The organism is Rhodococcus sp. M8, from assembly GCF_015654185.1.
GTDB lineage: Bacteria > Actinomycetota > Actinomycetes > Mycobacteriales > Mycobacteriaceae > Rhodococcus > Rhodococcus aetherivorans.
The window spans coordinates 4,344,738-4,359,164 of the sequence record NZ_CP064065.1 but is presented as its reverse complement, the minus strand read 5'-3'; the positions used below and the strand labels follow the sequence as shown (position 1 = coordinate 4,359,164).

14 protein-coding genes and 1 pseudogene are annotated in these 14,427 nt (G+C 66.2%); 3 read left to right on the top strand and 12 right to left on the bottom strand.

All coding sequences use genetic code 11. From position 1 onward, the window contains the following. Positions 1–65: 65 nt before the first annotated feature. From ISO16_RS19700 to ISO16_RS19670, 7 genes are all read right to left on the bottom strand, one after another. The gene (locus tag ISO16_RS19700) at positions 66–1,562 is read right to left on the bottom strand and encodes an AMP-binding protein (RefSeq protein ID WP_139310935.1); all 1,497 of its coding nucleotides are present in this window, start codon (positions 1,560–1,562) and stop codon (positions 66–68) included. Positions 1,563–1,567: 5 nt separating this feature from the next. Continuing rightward, on the bottom strand, positions 1,568–2,713 hold the full coding sequence (locus ISO16_RS19695; RefSeq protein WP_072634070.1) for a thiolase family protein: 1,146 nt from the start codon (positions 2,711–2,713) through the stop codon (positions 1,568–1,570). Continuing rightward, positions 2,713–3,111, bottom strand: coding sequence for a Zn-ribbon domain-containing OB-fold protein (locus tag ISO16_RS19690; RefSeq protein WP_072634069.1), 399 nt, complete (start codon positions 3,109–3,111; stop codon positions 2,713–2,715). The genes ISO16_RS19695 and ISO16_RS19690 overlap by 1 nt, the downstream gene beginning before the upstream one ends. 174 nt (positions 3,112–3,285) lie before the next feature. Then, positions 3,286–4,458 (bottom strand): thiolase family protein, encoded by a 1,173-nt coding sequence (locus tag ISO16_RS19685; protein WP_072634068.1) that lies wholly within the window; start codon positions 4,456–4,458, stop codon positions 3,286–3,288. A 51-nt stretch (positions 4,459–4,509) separates the two neighbouring features. Further along, entirely contained in the window at positions 4,510–6,129 is a 1,620-nt protein-coding gene (locus ISO16_RS19680; RefSeq protein WP_170914017.1) for a class I adenylate-forming enzyme family protein, read from the bottom strand. 165 nt (positions 6,130–6,294) lie between these two features. Beyond that, the gene (locus ISO16_RS19675; protein ID WP_072634067.1) at positions 6,295–7,038 is read right to left on the bottom strand and encodes a FadR/GntR family transcriptional regulator; all 744 of its coding nucleotides are present in this window, start codon (positions 7,036–7,038) and stop codon (positions 6,295–6,297) included. A gap of 932 nt (positions 7,039–7,970) precedes the next feature. Then, positions 7,971–8,687, bottom strand: a complete 717-nt coding sequence (locus ISO16_RS19670; protein WP_072634065.1) for a GAF and ANTAR domain-containing protein — start codon at positions 8,685–8,687, stop codon at positions 7,971–7,973. 255 nt (positions 8,688–8,942) lie between these two features. Here ISO16_RS19670 and ISO16_RS19665 point away from each other — a divergent pair, with 255 nt between their 5' ends. Further along, positions 8,943–9,176 carry a hypothetical protein gene (locus tag ISO16_RS19665; RefSeq protein WP_072634064.1) on the top strand — a complete coding sequence of 78 codons (234 nt, stop codon included), beginning with the start codon at positions 8,943–8,945 and terminating at the stop codon, positions 9,174–9,176. A gap of 213 nt (positions 9,177–9,389) precedes the next feature. Then, the gene (locus ISO16_RS19660; RefSeq protein ID WP_170914016.1) at positions 9,390–9,530 is read left to right on the top strand and encodes a hypothetical protein; all 141 of its coding nucleotides are present in this window, start codon (positions 9,390–9,392) and stop codon (positions 9,528–9,530) included. A gap of 44 nt (positions 9,531–9,574) precedes the next feature. On the opposite strand, the gene ISO16_RS19655 is transcribed toward ISO16_RS19660, so the two are convergent. From ISO16_RS19655 to ISO16_RS19645, 3 genes are all read right to left on the bottom strand, one after another. Then, positions 9,575–9,982, bottom strand: a complete 408-nt coding sequence (locus ISO16_RS19655; RefSeq protein WP_072634063.1) for a hypothetical protein — start codon at positions 9,980–9,982, stop codon at positions 9,575–9,577. A 19-nt stretch (positions 9,983–10,001) separates the two neighbouring features. Then, positions 10,002–10,172: a hypothetical protein gene (locus ISO16_RS19650; RefSeq protein ID WP_170913967.1), complete on the bottom strand. Its 171-nt coding sequence runs from the start codon at positions 10,170–10,172 to the stop codon at positions 10,002–10,004. Between the two features lie 130 nt (positions 10,173–10,302). Beyond that, the gene (locus ISO16_RS19645; RefSeq protein WP_072634185.1) at positions 10,303–11,496 is read right to left on the bottom strand and encodes an RNA-guided endonuclease InsQ/TnpB family protein; all 1,194 of its coding nucleotides are present in this window, start codon (positions 11,494–11,496) and stop codon (positions 10,303–10,305) included. Between the two features lie 25 nt (positions 11,497–11,521). On the opposite strand from ISO16_RS19645, the gene tnpA reads away from it, so the two are divergent. Then, complete coding sequence (tnpA, locus tag ISO16_RS19640) at positions 11,522–11,992, top strand: IS200/IS605 family transposase (protein ID WP_072634062.1); 471 nt, start codon at positions 11,522–11,524, stop codon at positions 11,990–11,992. A gap of 26 nt (positions 11,993–12,018) precedes the next feature. Here the strand turns inward: tnpA and ISO16_RS19635 are convergent. Together ISO16_RS19635 and fadD5 are read right to left on the bottom strand one after the other, a co-directional pair. Next, positions 12,019–12,540 (bottom strand): annotated as a pseudogene (locus ISO16_RS19635) (MlaE family ABC transporter permease); the annotation flags it as partial. Between the two features lie 59 nt (positions 12,541–12,599). After that, positions 12,600–14,183 (bottom strand): fatty-acid--CoA ligase FadD5, encoded by a 1,584-nt coding sequence (gene fadD5 / locus ISO16_RS19630; RefSeq protein WP_072634061.1) that lies wholly within the window; start codon positions 14,181–14,183, stop codon positions 12,600–12,602. Positions 14,184–14,427 lie beyond the last annotated feature (244 nt).

The window sequence follows — 14,427 nt, the reverse complement described above, 5'->3', positions numbered from 1 at the left end:
TTCTTCCGGCAGGAGGCCGAGGAACTGTTCGACAGCCTCGCGCAGATGCTTTGTCCTTCGAACCGTCACCGTGGCAGCAGTTCATGCTTGCGTAGTTTCCCGGTGGGTGTGCGCGGCAGTTCGTCGACGAATCGGAATTCACGCGGGATCTTGAATTTCGCCAGGGAGTCCGTGCAGAACTCGGTCAGGGCAAGCGGCAGTGAATCGACCGGAACCGTCGCGTCCGGGCGCGGTTGCACGAATGCCACCACTCGATGACCCATCTCCTCGTCCGGAAGCCCGACCACTGCAACGTCGAGCACATCCGGATGAAGAATCAGCGCGTCCTCGATCTCCCTCGGATAGACGTTGACTCCACCCGAGATGATGAGATCGGCCCGTCGATCTGCCAGATAGAGGTAGCCGTCCTCGTCCATCCAGCCCAGATCGCCGACGGTTGCGCGCCCCTCCGCATCGTGCGCTTCTGCGGTCTTGGCAGCGTCACCGTGATACCGGAAATTGCTACCGCCCGAGAACCAGATGGTTCCCACCACACCGGTGTCCACCGGCCGATGGTCGTCGTCCAAGATCTCGATCTTCCCTATCAACGGCCGCCCCACCGATCCCGGCTTGCGCAGCCAGTCGTCGGAGAAGATGCTGGTGGCCCCTACGCCCTCGGTGGAGGAGTAGAACTCGAAGAGGATCGGTCCCCACCAGTCGATCATCTGCCGCTTCACCTCGATCGGGCAGGCCGCGGCCGCATGAACGGCGACGCGATGACTCGTCAGATCGAAGCGATTACGAACTTCCGGATCGAGTTTGAGCATTCGCACGAACATGGTCGGCACCCACTGGCTGTGGGTGACGCGATGTCTCTCGATCAGTTCGAGGGCAAGGGGTGCATCGAACCTTTCCATGACGACGGCCGTGGCACCCTGGCGGAGGGCGCCCATCGTCCATGCCAGAGGCGCCGCGTGGTAGAGCGGAGCGGGTGTCAGGTAGACGTCTCCCGGCACCAGACCGAGCAGTCCCGACAGCCACTTGCCCGGGATGTCCGGGTAGCTTCCGAATTCTCCTCCGGTCAGGGGCCGTTCGATGCCTTTGGGCCGCCCTGTCGTACCTGAGGAGTACAAGAGGAAGTCGCCCTCGGCCTGGTCCGCCACAGGGTCGACCGGGTACGGCGCGAGGTCGAGAAGATGCCACCCTTCCGTCTCCACCGGGTCCACGGAGAATCCTCGGATCTCGCGTTCCGTGACAGCGAGGTGACATCGTGAGGAGGACACCACCAGGGAGGCTCCACAGTCGTCGACGATGTAGTCGATCTCCGCCGGTGTCAGATGGGTGTTGACAGCCGCGTAGTACAGGCCGCATCGCTGCGCTGCGAAAGCCAGGACGAGCAGCTCGATCCGGTTCTCCAGGAGAAGGGCGACCGTGTCACCGATCCGGAGGCCCTGCTCGCGAAAGAAGTGTGCTGCGCGGTTCGAGCGTTCCTCGAGTTCCGCGAACGTGACGGTCTCGCCGGTCGGCTCGACGACGAGCGCGGTGCGCTGCGCCCGGTCCGGGGGGAAAACGGCGTCGGTCACCTCGCTCACCTGACCAGGATGCTGACCGCGCCGGTGCCGGGTGATCCGTACAGGTGGGTGTATCCCACCGAGGGCACTTTCTCGATCTGGCGAGCGCCGGCCTCGCCCCGCATCTGGAGAACCACTTCGTGGATCTGCCTGAGCCCCGACGCGCCGATCGGCTCTCCGTTCGCGATGAGTCCACCATCAGTGTTGACCGGCAGAGCGCCGGTAATCTCGGTGTACCCCTCGGCAATCAGCTTCTCCTGATCACCGTCTGCGCAGAATCCGTTCTCGGCCATGTGCATGATCTCCGAACCTGCGTCCGTGTCCTGCAGTTGGGCTACACCGACGTCGGCCGGTTCGACACCGGCGATCTCGAAGGCAGCACGGGAGGCGTCGACGGTCGGGCTGGGTGCCCCGGTCAGCGGGAGGGAAGGGCTCTGCATCTCGAAGGCGCCTTCGCGGCGCGTACGTAGAACCGACGCCTTCAGTTGGATCGGCACGGACCGGTACTGCTTGGCCTTGTCGGCGCGGCACAGCACCACTGCTGCAGCTCCCTCGTCGGGTGCGCAATACATGTACTGGGTCAGAGGGAAATTGAGGTAGGGAGCCTCGAGAATCTCGTCCTCGGACATGGGCTTTCGCCGCCACGCAAGTTCGTTGCGTGCACCGTTCCGGAGATTCTTGGCTGCGACGCGCGCAAGGCTTCGGGAAGTGATCCCGTAGTCGTGCATATAACGGTTGATCTTCATTCCGAAGAAGTGCGTGGTCAGGAACAGGCCCGTTTCCGCGTACCAACCGGGAAGCCCGATCACCGACGGGTCGGCCGCGAAGGCGCCCTTGGGATGCTTGTCGAATCCTACTGCGACCGCAATATCCGCCTCGCCGTGCTCGATGGCCTTGGCGGCCATCGACAGTGACGTATTGGCAGTGGCACATCCGTTGAACACGCCGTACACCGGGATGCCTGTGAGGCCGACCTTTCCGATCACGGAATCGGGATTGGACACCTCCAAGCTGCCGGCGAACCCGATCTGCACATCGGACCACCCGATTCCAGCGTCGGCGAGCGCCGTCTGCAAAGCCTCCGCGCCCATATCGAGCGCCGACTTTCCGGGAAATCGGCCGAACGGATGCATGCCCACGCCGATGATCGACACGTCTACCATTACTGTCCCCTGTCCGACTCGTCGGCCTTGATCGGTTCGAATGCGAAGGTCTCTCCCCCGGCGAACGGGATGGTGACCACCTTCATGCGGCCGCCTATCGGGAGCTCGCTCGGATCGCAGGACGTCAGTCGTCCTTCTACGAGCAGACCCTCCGGGAACTCGACGTACCCGACACCGTACGAACGGAACTCTCCGTCTTTCAGGGCCGGCGGGGAGGGGGGAGGGAATTCCTGGCTCGTCCAGGTGTAGAGCGTCCCCTCGGAGCTCAGTTCGACCACCGAACGATCCGGTTCCGCCGGGAAGACAAGATGTTGCGAGGTCGACGAAGTCGACGCCAACAGATGAACATTTTCGCCGTCAACCCGGAAGAGGTCGGGGGGCGACACGAACTCGGCCATGGCTAAAGAGTAACACATTTATACTTATTGTATGGATTAAATTTTGCGGCCGGACCGGCAGCGCCCGTGTGTCCACCACGGACGAAACGGCCCGGCCTCCCCCTGGGGAGACCGGGCCGCCGAGGCGAATTCACCACTCTATTCGCCATCGAAACCTTCGGAATCTACCGGCAGTTACTGAAGATTCTCGTAGATGGTGGCGTTCGCAGTGCCTCCGCCTTCACACATCGTCTGCAGGCCGAATCGACCACCGGTACGGCGAAGGTGGCTGAGGAGGGTGACAGCGAGACGAGCACCGGATCCACCGAGCGGATGGCCCAGCGCGATTGCGCCGCCGACGGGATTGAGAGCTTCGTCGGAAGCACCCGTCTCCGCCTGCCATGCGAGCGGGACGGACGCGAAGGCCTCGTTGACCTCGAAAGCGTCGATGTCGCCGATCGACAGCCCTGCTCGCTTCAGCGCCAGATGCGTCGCGGGGATCGGACCGGTGAGCATCTTGACCGGATCATCACCGGTGACTACGGCAGTGTGGACACGCGCGATCGGCTTCAGCCCCAGCGCGGCAGCCTTCTCCGAGGTCATGATGAGGACCGCGGCAGCACCGTCGGAGATCTGCGAAGCATTTCCGGCCGTGATGCAACCGTTTTCGAGGAACGGCGTCTTCAGAGTGGCCAGCTTCTCCACCGTCGAGCCACGACGGATTCCGTCATCCGAGGACACGTCGCCGTGGGGCGTTCGAATCGCGATGATCTCGTCGTCGAAGTAGCCGTTGTCCTGCGCGTATGCCGCTCGCTCGTGCGAGCGCACCGAGTACTCGTCGAGCCGCGTGCGTGAAAGGTTCCACTCTCGGGCGATGAGCTCTGCACCCGCACCTTGATTGAATCGGCCACCGAATCCGGGGGCGGTCAAGGCATCGGCGTACCTCTCGACCGCCGGGCCACCCATCTCGCCGGTTCCTTCGACCGTCGCAGCACCCATCGGTACCTGCGACATCATCTCCACCCCTCCGGCGACGATGATGTCGGCATGGCCGGCTATCACCGTGGCCGCTGCAGTGGAGATCGCCTGTTGCGACGAACCGCACTGCCGGTCCACCGTGAAGCCGGGAACGCTCTCGGGCCAGCCCGCCGCCAGGACGGCCATGCGTCCGATATTCCCGGATTGCTGACCGATACTGATCACGTTCCCCCAGTGAACGTCATCGACGAGGGACGGGTCGAGGCCGGCCCGCTCGACGAGTCCGTTGAGTACCTGGGCCGACGCATCGACCGCATGCACCTCTGCGAGCGCACCCCCGCGCCTGCCGATCGGTGTACGAGCCAGTGCCACGATGACTGCGTCCCGCATTGTTTCTCCTCAATGTCTACGATCGGGCTCCGACCCAACCTTTCCGTATAATCAGTTAACTATATCTGGCACGGGTGGCGTTCCGTCAACCACGCGAGGTGCAAGTCGGTCCGCCAGTTCCGCCTTCCGCACCTTGCCGGTCGACGTCCGAGGGAAGTCGTCGACGAGAAACCATTCGGAGGGGCGCTTCCTACGAGGAAGTCGCTCCGCCACGAACCGGTCGAGATCGACGAGATCGGGAGTCCGGTCCGGGCCGCACAGTACGGCTACCGCGAGCCGCTCCCCCAAGCGAACGTCCGGAATCCCGAATGCCGCAGCCTCTTGCACTCCGGGATATTCGAGCACAACCGACTCGATCTCGACCGGATAGAGATTCTCTCCACCACGGATCACGACGTCGCGAACCCTGGAGTGGAACCTGACGATTCCGTCGCTCATGGAGCAGAGATCACCGGTTCGCATCCATCCGTTCTCGTCCACTACTCGAGTGATGCTCCCGTCCTCAGCGAGATAGCCGGACATGATCAACGGACCACGCACACAGAGCTCCCCGACCTGCCCCTCCCGAGCAACAACGCCGTCGACCGCAATGCAGTAGTCCCTGCCCGGCAACGGCCGGCCGATCGTGCGGGTGCGCAGTATCGCAGGATCATCGACTCCGCTGACCGTCAGACACGGCGCTTCGCTCTGGCCGTAACCGACCAGGAAACGAATACCGAGTTCGGCCTCCACCCGGTCGATCAGCGCTGGGTCCACGCTGGCCGCACCCCCGACGATCGACGATACCGAGACGAAATCCGTCGGTTGCACCGCGCCGCGATTCAGGAGATCGACGAGCATCGTCGGAACGAGGCCGACAACACTCGGTGCGGTCGTCCGTACAACTTCGGCGATGTTCCCGGCGTCGAAGCGATCCACGGCCACATATGCGCCGTCGATAGCGAGGGTTCCGAGAAGACCCGCGACCGATCCCCCGACATGCTCGAGAGGCAGCGGGTTGAACATCGCGTCGCCGTCGGATGCGCCCGTAGCGTGTGCGTAGCCTGCGGCCGCTCCGAGCACCGCTCGATGCGAGAGCACAGCCACTTTCGGCGTCCCGGTGGTTCCTGAGGTGAATTGGTAGAGAAACGGGTCGTCGGGATTCGCCCCGTTCACATTCGGCCGGTACGCCACCGCGCCCAGGTCCGACAGGCCACCGATCGGCACCACGCGTACGTTCTCCACGTCCTCCGGGCGAACTCCCACGTTGTCGGTTGTCAGGACCAGATCGACCCCGACTGCACCGCAGTACCGAGCCAAGCTGTCCGCCCCCTCGTCCGGCAACGGGACCACACCGTACCCGGCGCACGCAGCACCGTAGAAAGCATGAATCCATTGCAGGCGATTACGCCCGAGGACACCCACCCTGGCATTCGAGGGAAGCATGCGCTGAAGGTGGCCACCGATTGCCGAGGCCCGCCGATGGAGATCACCCCAGCTGACTGCACAGACCTCCATGTTGTCGATCCATACGATGGCACTCCTGGTCGGGTGACGTCGAGCAGCAAGCGCCACCCGTTGGCCGACAGTGATGTCGTCTTCATCCGTCCAGGGCACAACGACGCTGAGCGGGGCGTACGACCATCCGGGCCTCGCGTCCTCGTTGAGGGCCGGCAGCTGAGAACCATGCATTGCGCACCACATCGCTCGAATGACGGGGCGCGACGCCGATCCGTTGCGCCTGAACAGCTTGACGATACAGCTCTACAGAAAGGTCGGCTTCGAAGTCTCATCTCCGAAAATACAGCGGACGCAAGACTTGTCGCCTTGCGTCCGCTGTGGACCGAGCTGGAGCTGTCAGGAAAGCACCTCGACCAATGTCGGCGCAGAATCGTTGAGCATGTGTGCTTCCACCTTGCGTAGATGTCGACGCCAATGCGCGACAGCGCCCTCCTGGTCTCCCGCAGACAGCAGATTCAGCAACCTGCGATACGAACGCAACGCGACCTCGTCGATCGCGCGTTCGTGATCAGCCCCCCTGATCGAAATGAAGAGCGTGTTGTGAGCGTCCAGAATTCGAAGCAACATACCCATCATGATCGACATTGTTTGTGAGCCGGCCAGGTCCACGATGGCCTGATGAACACGGGTATCGATCTTGGCAAATGCAACCGGATCACCGATCGCCCCAGCGGCCTCTGTGACGAGATCACCGAGTTCTGTCAGATCCGAATCTGCCGAGGCGCGTAAGGCTGCGACCTCGATCTCCGCCCGGGCACGATAGACGTCTGCGAGCGCTACACCTTTGTATTGCAGCAGCAGTCCCATATGACGCGCAGCTACCGATTCGTCAGGTGCAAGAACGCGCGCCCCGCCGTGTGCGCCACGGAGCACGACGATGATCGATTCCGACTCCAGGATGCGGAACGCCTCACGCATCGTCGGGCGTGACACGCCATAGCGCTCCATCAGGGCCGTCTCACCGGGGAGAGGATCGCCCGCCTTCAGCTCGCCTGTAACGATCTGTCGCCGCAGCTGAGCTGCAACCAGCTCCCCCGCTTTCGGAACGCGTACCAGCGATGATTCCGTTCCAACCGACATAACGCCCTCCCACGAAACCCCGTCAATCAACCTAATTGTGTAACTATAGCGGGCTGACGCGCGAAGCAGCGTCGCGTCGGCAGGTCGGGTCCGACCGACACGCGGCATGCGGGTTTCCACACCCGCCATTCGGACTCTCACCTGATGTTGTAGCCCGCGTCCACCGAAAGGGTGACCCCAGACACGAATCGACCCTCGTCTGCTGATGTCTTCCGGTTCGACCATCGGAACCGGCACGGCATTCTGCATCGGGAACCGGCACGGCATTCTGCATCGGGGTTCCAGGTCGATATCAGGACCAAGACCGAGGTGTCCCGCGAGGTCGGCGCGTGGAGGTGGCTCCACCGCCTGGGTCACCTTCTCAATGGTGCGGCCTGGCTCGCCGGCGACTACAGCGAGCAGGCACAGCAGGACGTGCGGGGACAGGACCAGTCGAGTCGGCTCTGCTCCGTCCTCGCGCCGTCGGCCACCACCAAGCGAGTCGACGGCGGCTTCGTCGTCACGGGGAGCTGGGGGCACGCAAGCGGTTCATACCACGCGCAGTGGACCCCGCTGGACAGTCCTGTCGCCGACGAGGCTGGGGAACCGATCCAGTCGACCGGGATCAAGTACACCTCGGTGACCACCCGCACCCTGGGCATCTGGGGCAGAACGTTCCTCGAAGCACTCCTCACCGGGGAGAGAAGCCCGCTCGTCCGAACTGACGCGAGGACGGCTGAAGAACAAGACCGACCAACTCCGGCACGCGCTCGACGGGAACTTCACCAGCCATCACGACCAACTGGTCGGGCTCTACCTCGACCGCCTCGACGTCCTCGACTGACACATCACCGCACTGACCGGGATGATCGACACCCTGGTCACCGACCACGACCTCGGCTGGGCGCGAGAGCTGCTCGCGGTGTCAGGCAACGGGGGCGAGGTCCCGGGGTTCAGCTGCGCCTCTTCGTCTCGTGGTGATGCTGGTCGACGACGGTGCGGGCCAGTTCCGCGACCTTGACGTTGAGCTGTTGCGACGTCCGGCGGAGCAACTCGAACGCCTCGACGTCGGAGCTCTTGTTCAGCGCCATCAGGAGACCGACAGCCTTGCCGATCTCCCGATTGCTCTCGATGCCGTTGCGCAGTGACGCAATGTCCTCACCCCGGGACGTGGCGGCGACGGCGACGGCCGCGAAGGCGGCCAGGACGCTGCCGCGGGTGGCGGACGCGAGGTCGAAGGCCCCCGGTGTATCGGAGAACAGGTTCAGCGACCCGACCTTGCGGTCGTCGACCCGCAACCGGAATCCCATCGCCCCGCGCACGGGCGTCTGTCTCACGACCCCGGGAGTCAGGTGCGGCCACTGCTCGGAGACACTCAGATCCGGCTCGATCTGGGCGGCCTCTTCCTCGATCGCGTCCACGCACGGCCCCTCACCGGTCGCGCGCTCGAGATCGTCGACGTGCCGCGCGACGTCGTCGGAGGCACCGACGGTGACGTACGCCTTACCTTCCCGCAGCATGAGACTGGCGTGGTCGCAGCCGGGCACCAGCATCGTGGCGGCCACGCAGATCGCCGTATACGTCTCCGCAGGGCCCGCGCCGCGGTAGACGATCTCGGCGAGTGCGGTGAACACCGTCGCCGGATCGGCCGCGGACTGACCGTTCTGCATGTGCGCTCCTCGACCTCGTCGCCGCGCCTTCGACGCGGGGCTCGGATCGCCATTCAACCAGACACGCCGGAACGGCCGGCGCGCCGCGGGGAGCGCGGATCCGCCTCCTACGTGCGGATCGCGGGCGGTCACGCGGCTCCCCGAACTCAGTTGGACATCCGCTCGAGTAGCGATTGTCGCTGTGATGGGGTACAACACATCAGCATTGGTTTTGTGAACCAGGTCACGAATTGCTTGCAGGGGGATAAACCGAATATGACAGGCACGGCAACGCGCCACCACACCGCACGCTACGAGGACGTCCGGAGCGCCCCGATGGTGCTCGTGTCCCACACCGGCTCGTCGACGCCAGGGTGGCGCGCCGCTCTCGGGCACACGCTCGGCACCGCCGTCTCCGTCGGCGCCGCGGCCCTCATGGTCACCGGCCTGACCGCGGTCGGTGCGACCACCACCGTCACGGGTCTCGTGTCCTTCCTCCGGACGAACTGATCGTCCCGGTCGACCGAGTCCCGTTCATTCCGACACACACCACAGACAGGAACACCACCACATATGCACACCTCCGCTGTCGCCGCGCCCCGTCGCTCCATGAGCACCGAGGAGATCAAGGCCCGCATCGAGGCCATGTTCGCGGACCGCGACCAGCAGGAGCGCCCGACGGCCGACTGACGGTCGGGCCGCACGTCGAGAGGAGAAACCGATATGAACGCGAACGTGGTCGAGCTACTGCTGCTGCTCGGTGCCGCACTGGGCGGCACCGCAGCCTTCAAGGCCTACCTGGTGCGATCGGATTCCGCGCATCCGCCCGTATCCGACGACCTGGTCCGCCCGCCCCGGTACTGACGACAGAGCACCCGTCCGGAAGACTGCCTTCCGGACGGGTTTTCTCATTCCGGACGGCCGAGCCCGCGGAGCACGGCGCCGACCGGTCCCGACGCGCGGTGCCACGCTCCGGACAGGACCGGCACTGTTCCCGGGGACCACCGGGACAGCTGCCCGCGGACCGCGGTGACGGGAGTGAGCAGCCAATCGGCGGTATCCACGATCCGCTCGATCTTGCGGAGGGTCAGGTCGACCCGGTCGATCGACGCGCCGAGCCGGTCCACAGCCACGGCGAAGTCGCCGAGCTGCTCGTCGAACCGGCCGAGCACGCGGTCGAAGTTCGCGAGCGAGACGCCGATCCCCTCGGCCGCCCCTTCAACCCGGGCGATCGTCGCGTCCGCGTTGAGCGCGGCCTGCGTGAGCCTCCTGATCCGGCCCGATGCTCCGTCGCCGGGCCCGGTCAGGTCCGCCACTTCGCCACCTCGCGGATCGTCATTTCGCGTCCGCCCCCTGCAGCAGCCACCGGTCGTCCACCCGGTCGAGGGTGATCAGGAACCGCGTCGCGTCGACCCGCCCGTCCGGCACCGCGACGTTTTTCACGTCCTGGTCGAGGAACACGAGCACCGTCGCGCGATCCGCGTCGAGTGTCTCGACCGGCCTCACGAAATCCGACAGCCGGCCGTACTCGGCCAGCGTGCGCAGAAGGCACCACCGGAGGCGTCGTCGTCGACGTAGATCTCGTACAGTTGACGTCCTCCCCGCCGTGAACAGCGGGGATTCCGGTCTGCGCCGCTCATGCGGTGCTCCCGGCGGGTTCTCGCTTCACGGCCGGGTGCGGGACCGGGGTCCCGGCTGACACCAGCTCCACGAGCGTTGGGCTGTCCGCGCGTCCCGCGGCCAGGATGTTCTTCGCGGCGTTCACATCTCGGTCGTGGACCGCGCCACACGGGCAGGTCCACGACCGGACGTGCAGGGGCTTGGCCTCCCCGATGGCCCCGCACACCGAGCACGCCCGCGTGGAGGGGAACCACCGGTCGACCCGGGCGAAGGTGCGCCCGTGCCGCCGTGCCTTGTACTCGATCATCGCCGTGAACGTCGACCACCCGGCGTCGTGCACCGAGCGGGCAAGCTTCGTCCGGGCCAGCCCGGACACGGCGAGGTCTTCCACGTACACCGCTTGGTTCTCGCGGACGATCGTGGAGGAGAGCTTGTGGAGCCAGTCCCGGCGGGTGTTCCCGACCCGGGCGTGGCAGCGCGCCACCTTTCGGCGCGCACGCTCCCGGCGGGCTGAGCCCTTCTGCCGCCGGGCGAGTTCCTTCTGCGCGGTCCGCAGCTTGGCCTGCGCCTTGCGTGCAATGCGGGGGGCGTCGACCTTCGTGCCGTCCGACAGTACCGCGAAGTGTGTCAGCCCCAGGTCGATCCCCACCTCGTGCGGCACGGGGGGCAACGGCTGGTCGGGGACGTCGACGACGAACGAGGCGTGGTACCGCCCGGCCGCGTCCACCGTCACCGTCACGCTCGACGGCTCCGAGGGCAGGTCGCGCGACCAGCGCACCGGGACGTCCCCGACCCCCGGAAGCCGCAGCCGCCCGCTCGGGAGCACCCGGAACCGGGCGGCCTTGGTGAACCGGATCGACTGTGCCCGGTCCGCCCGTGACCGGAACCGGGGCGCGCCGAGCTTGCGACCCTTCCGGGTGCCGTTGATGGAGGCGAAGAAGTTCCGGTAGGCGGCGCAGGCGTCTGCGAGGGCCTGTTGCAGGACGACGGCGGACACCTCGGCCAGCCATGCCCGTTCCGGGGTCCGTTTCGCCGCGGTCAGCGCCTTCGACAGCGCCGCGTCGGTCGGGAACGGCGCTCCCGCCTCGTGCGCCGCCCGCCGAGCGACGATGGCGTCGTTGAATACCACCCGGGCACAGCCGAACACCCGCGCCAACACCCGACGCTGGGCCGGGGTCGGGTCGAGACGGTAGGCGTACCTGAGCTGCACAAAGACCACTGTACCGTATTGGTTTATGGGCGATGACGACAACATCCGCACTGGCAGACACTGCATGTTCCTCATGCATGTGCACTTGGTTTTCGTCACGAAGTACCGGCACCAGGTGTTCGGTGACCGGCACCTGAACCGCATGGAAGAGATCATGCGCGCGGTGTGCACGGACTTCGAGGCCGAGCTGGTCGAGTTCAACGGTGAGGCCACCCACGTACACCTGCTGGTCAACTACCCGCCCAAGGTCGCCGTCACGAAGCTGGTCAACAGCCTGAAAGGCGTCTCCTCCCGCCGTCTGCGCCAGGAGTTCCCCGACCTGGTCCGGCACTACTGGCGCGCGCAACGGCTGTGGTCCGGGTCCTACTTCGCCGGGTCCGTCGGCGGCGCGCCGCTGAGCATCGTGCGCCAGTACATCGAGCAGCAGAACCGTCCCGTCCAGGGCACGGCTCGGCCCCGGCGGGCCTTCCCGCGCGGGCCTTCACCACCGCCGTGAACGGCGGCGCACTGGCCCACATCCCGGTAGCAGCCGCCGACACCCACGAGCGTGACGAGCGCGCAGAGCATCACCGACACGAGAACGGAGGCGAGCAGCCGCGGCACGACGAGCCGCTCGACCACGTTCAGCCCCATCACCTCCATCGCCTCGATCTCCTCGCGGATCGTGCGGGAACCCAGGTCGGCGCAGATCGCGGAACCGCCGACACCGGCGAGCATCAGCGCGCACACCAGCGCCGCTGCCTGACCCACCACGACGAACGCGACGATCGCGCCGGAGTACGCGCCGGCGCCGAGCTGGCCGGCGAGGGAGCCGACGGAGACCGCGATGAGCACGCCGACGGGCAGCATCAGCAGCAGCGCCGGGCCGCTGCACACCTTCGCGATGAACAGCGCCTGCGTGATCGTCTCGCGGAGCGCGAGACGACGGCCGGCGACGACGCGCACGGTGGTGGCGAGGGTCTCTACCGAGAACCCGACCAGCGCACCGACCTGGATCGCCAGGTCGTGCACCGGTCCCCTCGCCTCGGGCAGCTCGAACGTCACTCCCACACCCCCTTACGCGTCATCGCGGCCTCCCCGTCCCCCGATGGCTCCTCGGCGTCTCAGCCCTGGACGACCGCCGACAGGCCGCCGCGCAACTGGTGCTTGACGACCTTGCCGCTGGCGTTGCGCGGCAGGGCCTCGACGATCACGATGTCCTTCGGATGCTTGTAGCGGGCGAGTTGCTCGTCGAGGAACGGCTGCAGCTCGTCCAGGGGGAGATCGTCGTGGCCGGGCCGCAACGCGATCACCGCGACCGGCACCTCGCCCCACTTCGGATCCGGACGTCCGATCACGGCGGCCTCGAGGATCTTCGGGTGCGAGAACAGCACGTTCTCGACCTCGGCGCAGTAGATGTTCTCGCCGCCGGAGATGATCATGTCCTTCTTGCGGTCGACGACGTAGACGAAGCCCTCTTCGTCGACGCGCACGAGGTCGCCGGAGTGGAACCAGCCGCCGTGGAACGCATCCGCCGTCGCAGCCGGGTTGTTCCAGTACTCGCTCATCATGGTGGGTCCGCGGTAGACGATCTCGCCGACCTCACCGGGGGCCACGTCGTTCATCTCGTCGTCGACGACCCGCGCCTGGATGGTGGGGATGACGCGGCCGACGGAGCCGAGCTTGCGCAGCGCGTCCTCGCCGTCGAGCACGCAGGTGATGGGTGACATCTCGGTCTGGCCGAACACCGCGACGTTCGACGCGTCGGGGAACGTCTCGGCCATCGCGCGCAGGATCGTGTCGGACGACGGTGCGGCGCCCCAGGAGATGTTGCGCAGGGCCAGCTTCCGCAGGTTCGCCTGCTGTGCCGCGCACACCGCCTGCCATTGCACCGGCACCAGGAACAGGTTGGTGACCTGCTCGGCCTCGAGGACGTCGAGCAGCTCGTCCGGGTCGAACGCCCCGACCGGATGGATCACGGTGGTGACGCCCAGCATCAGGTTGGGCGCCATCGCACCGAGTGCGGCGATGTGGAACATCGGCGAGGCGCAGAACCCGACGCCGGACTCGTCGAACAGGTGGAACGCACGGATGCACGTGAGGGCCTGCGCGGACATGTTGCTGTGGGAGAGCACCGCACCCTTGGGTCGTCCCGTGGTCCCGGACGTGTACATGATCAGGGCCGGGGTGTCGTCCGGGACGTCGACGGCCGGGGGCGCCTGGCCGGCCTCGGCGACCAGGTCCTCGTAGGCGAGGCTGTCGCCGTCCGGGGCCCCGCCGACGGTGACGGCCAGGCCGAGCCCGTCGCTCTCCGCGCGGGCCGCGGCGGCCAGCGGAGCGAGGGGTGCCTCGACCACGATCGCCGAGGCCCCGCTGTCGTTCATCAGGTACGCCACCTCGGGCGCGGTGAGACGGAAGTTGACCGGCACGGCGATCGCGCCGAGGGCGTTCGCGGCGAGCACGGTTTCGAGGTATTCGGGGCGGTTGAGCATGAGCACGACGACCCGGTCACCGAAACCGACGCCGCGCCGCGCGAGGGCGTCGGCGAGCCGCTCGACCCGCTCGTGCAACTCCGCCCACGTGATCGACCGGCCCTGGAACCGCAGCGCAGTGCGGTCCGGGATCATCAGAGCGTGCCGCGCGACGTGGTTGTTCCAGTTGTTGCGGCGCAGGCGCTGGGTCTCGGCGAGGGCTGACGGGGTGACCATGAGGGTTCCTCTCGGGGCGTGACGGGGGTGCCGACGGGACGCGATCCCGGTTCTCGATGTGAGGCACATTACAGGCATCGGCCACATTCGGCCACCACTTTGTTAATCGAAATTCTCATCCGATCTGACCGTCGACGCAGGGGCGGGTGCACGCAGAATGGACCGCGCTCCGGCATGAATATCACTGCTGCCCAGGGGTATAACAGAGATCCTCGGCGCAGACCCGCCCCTCGGCGGCCCGGGC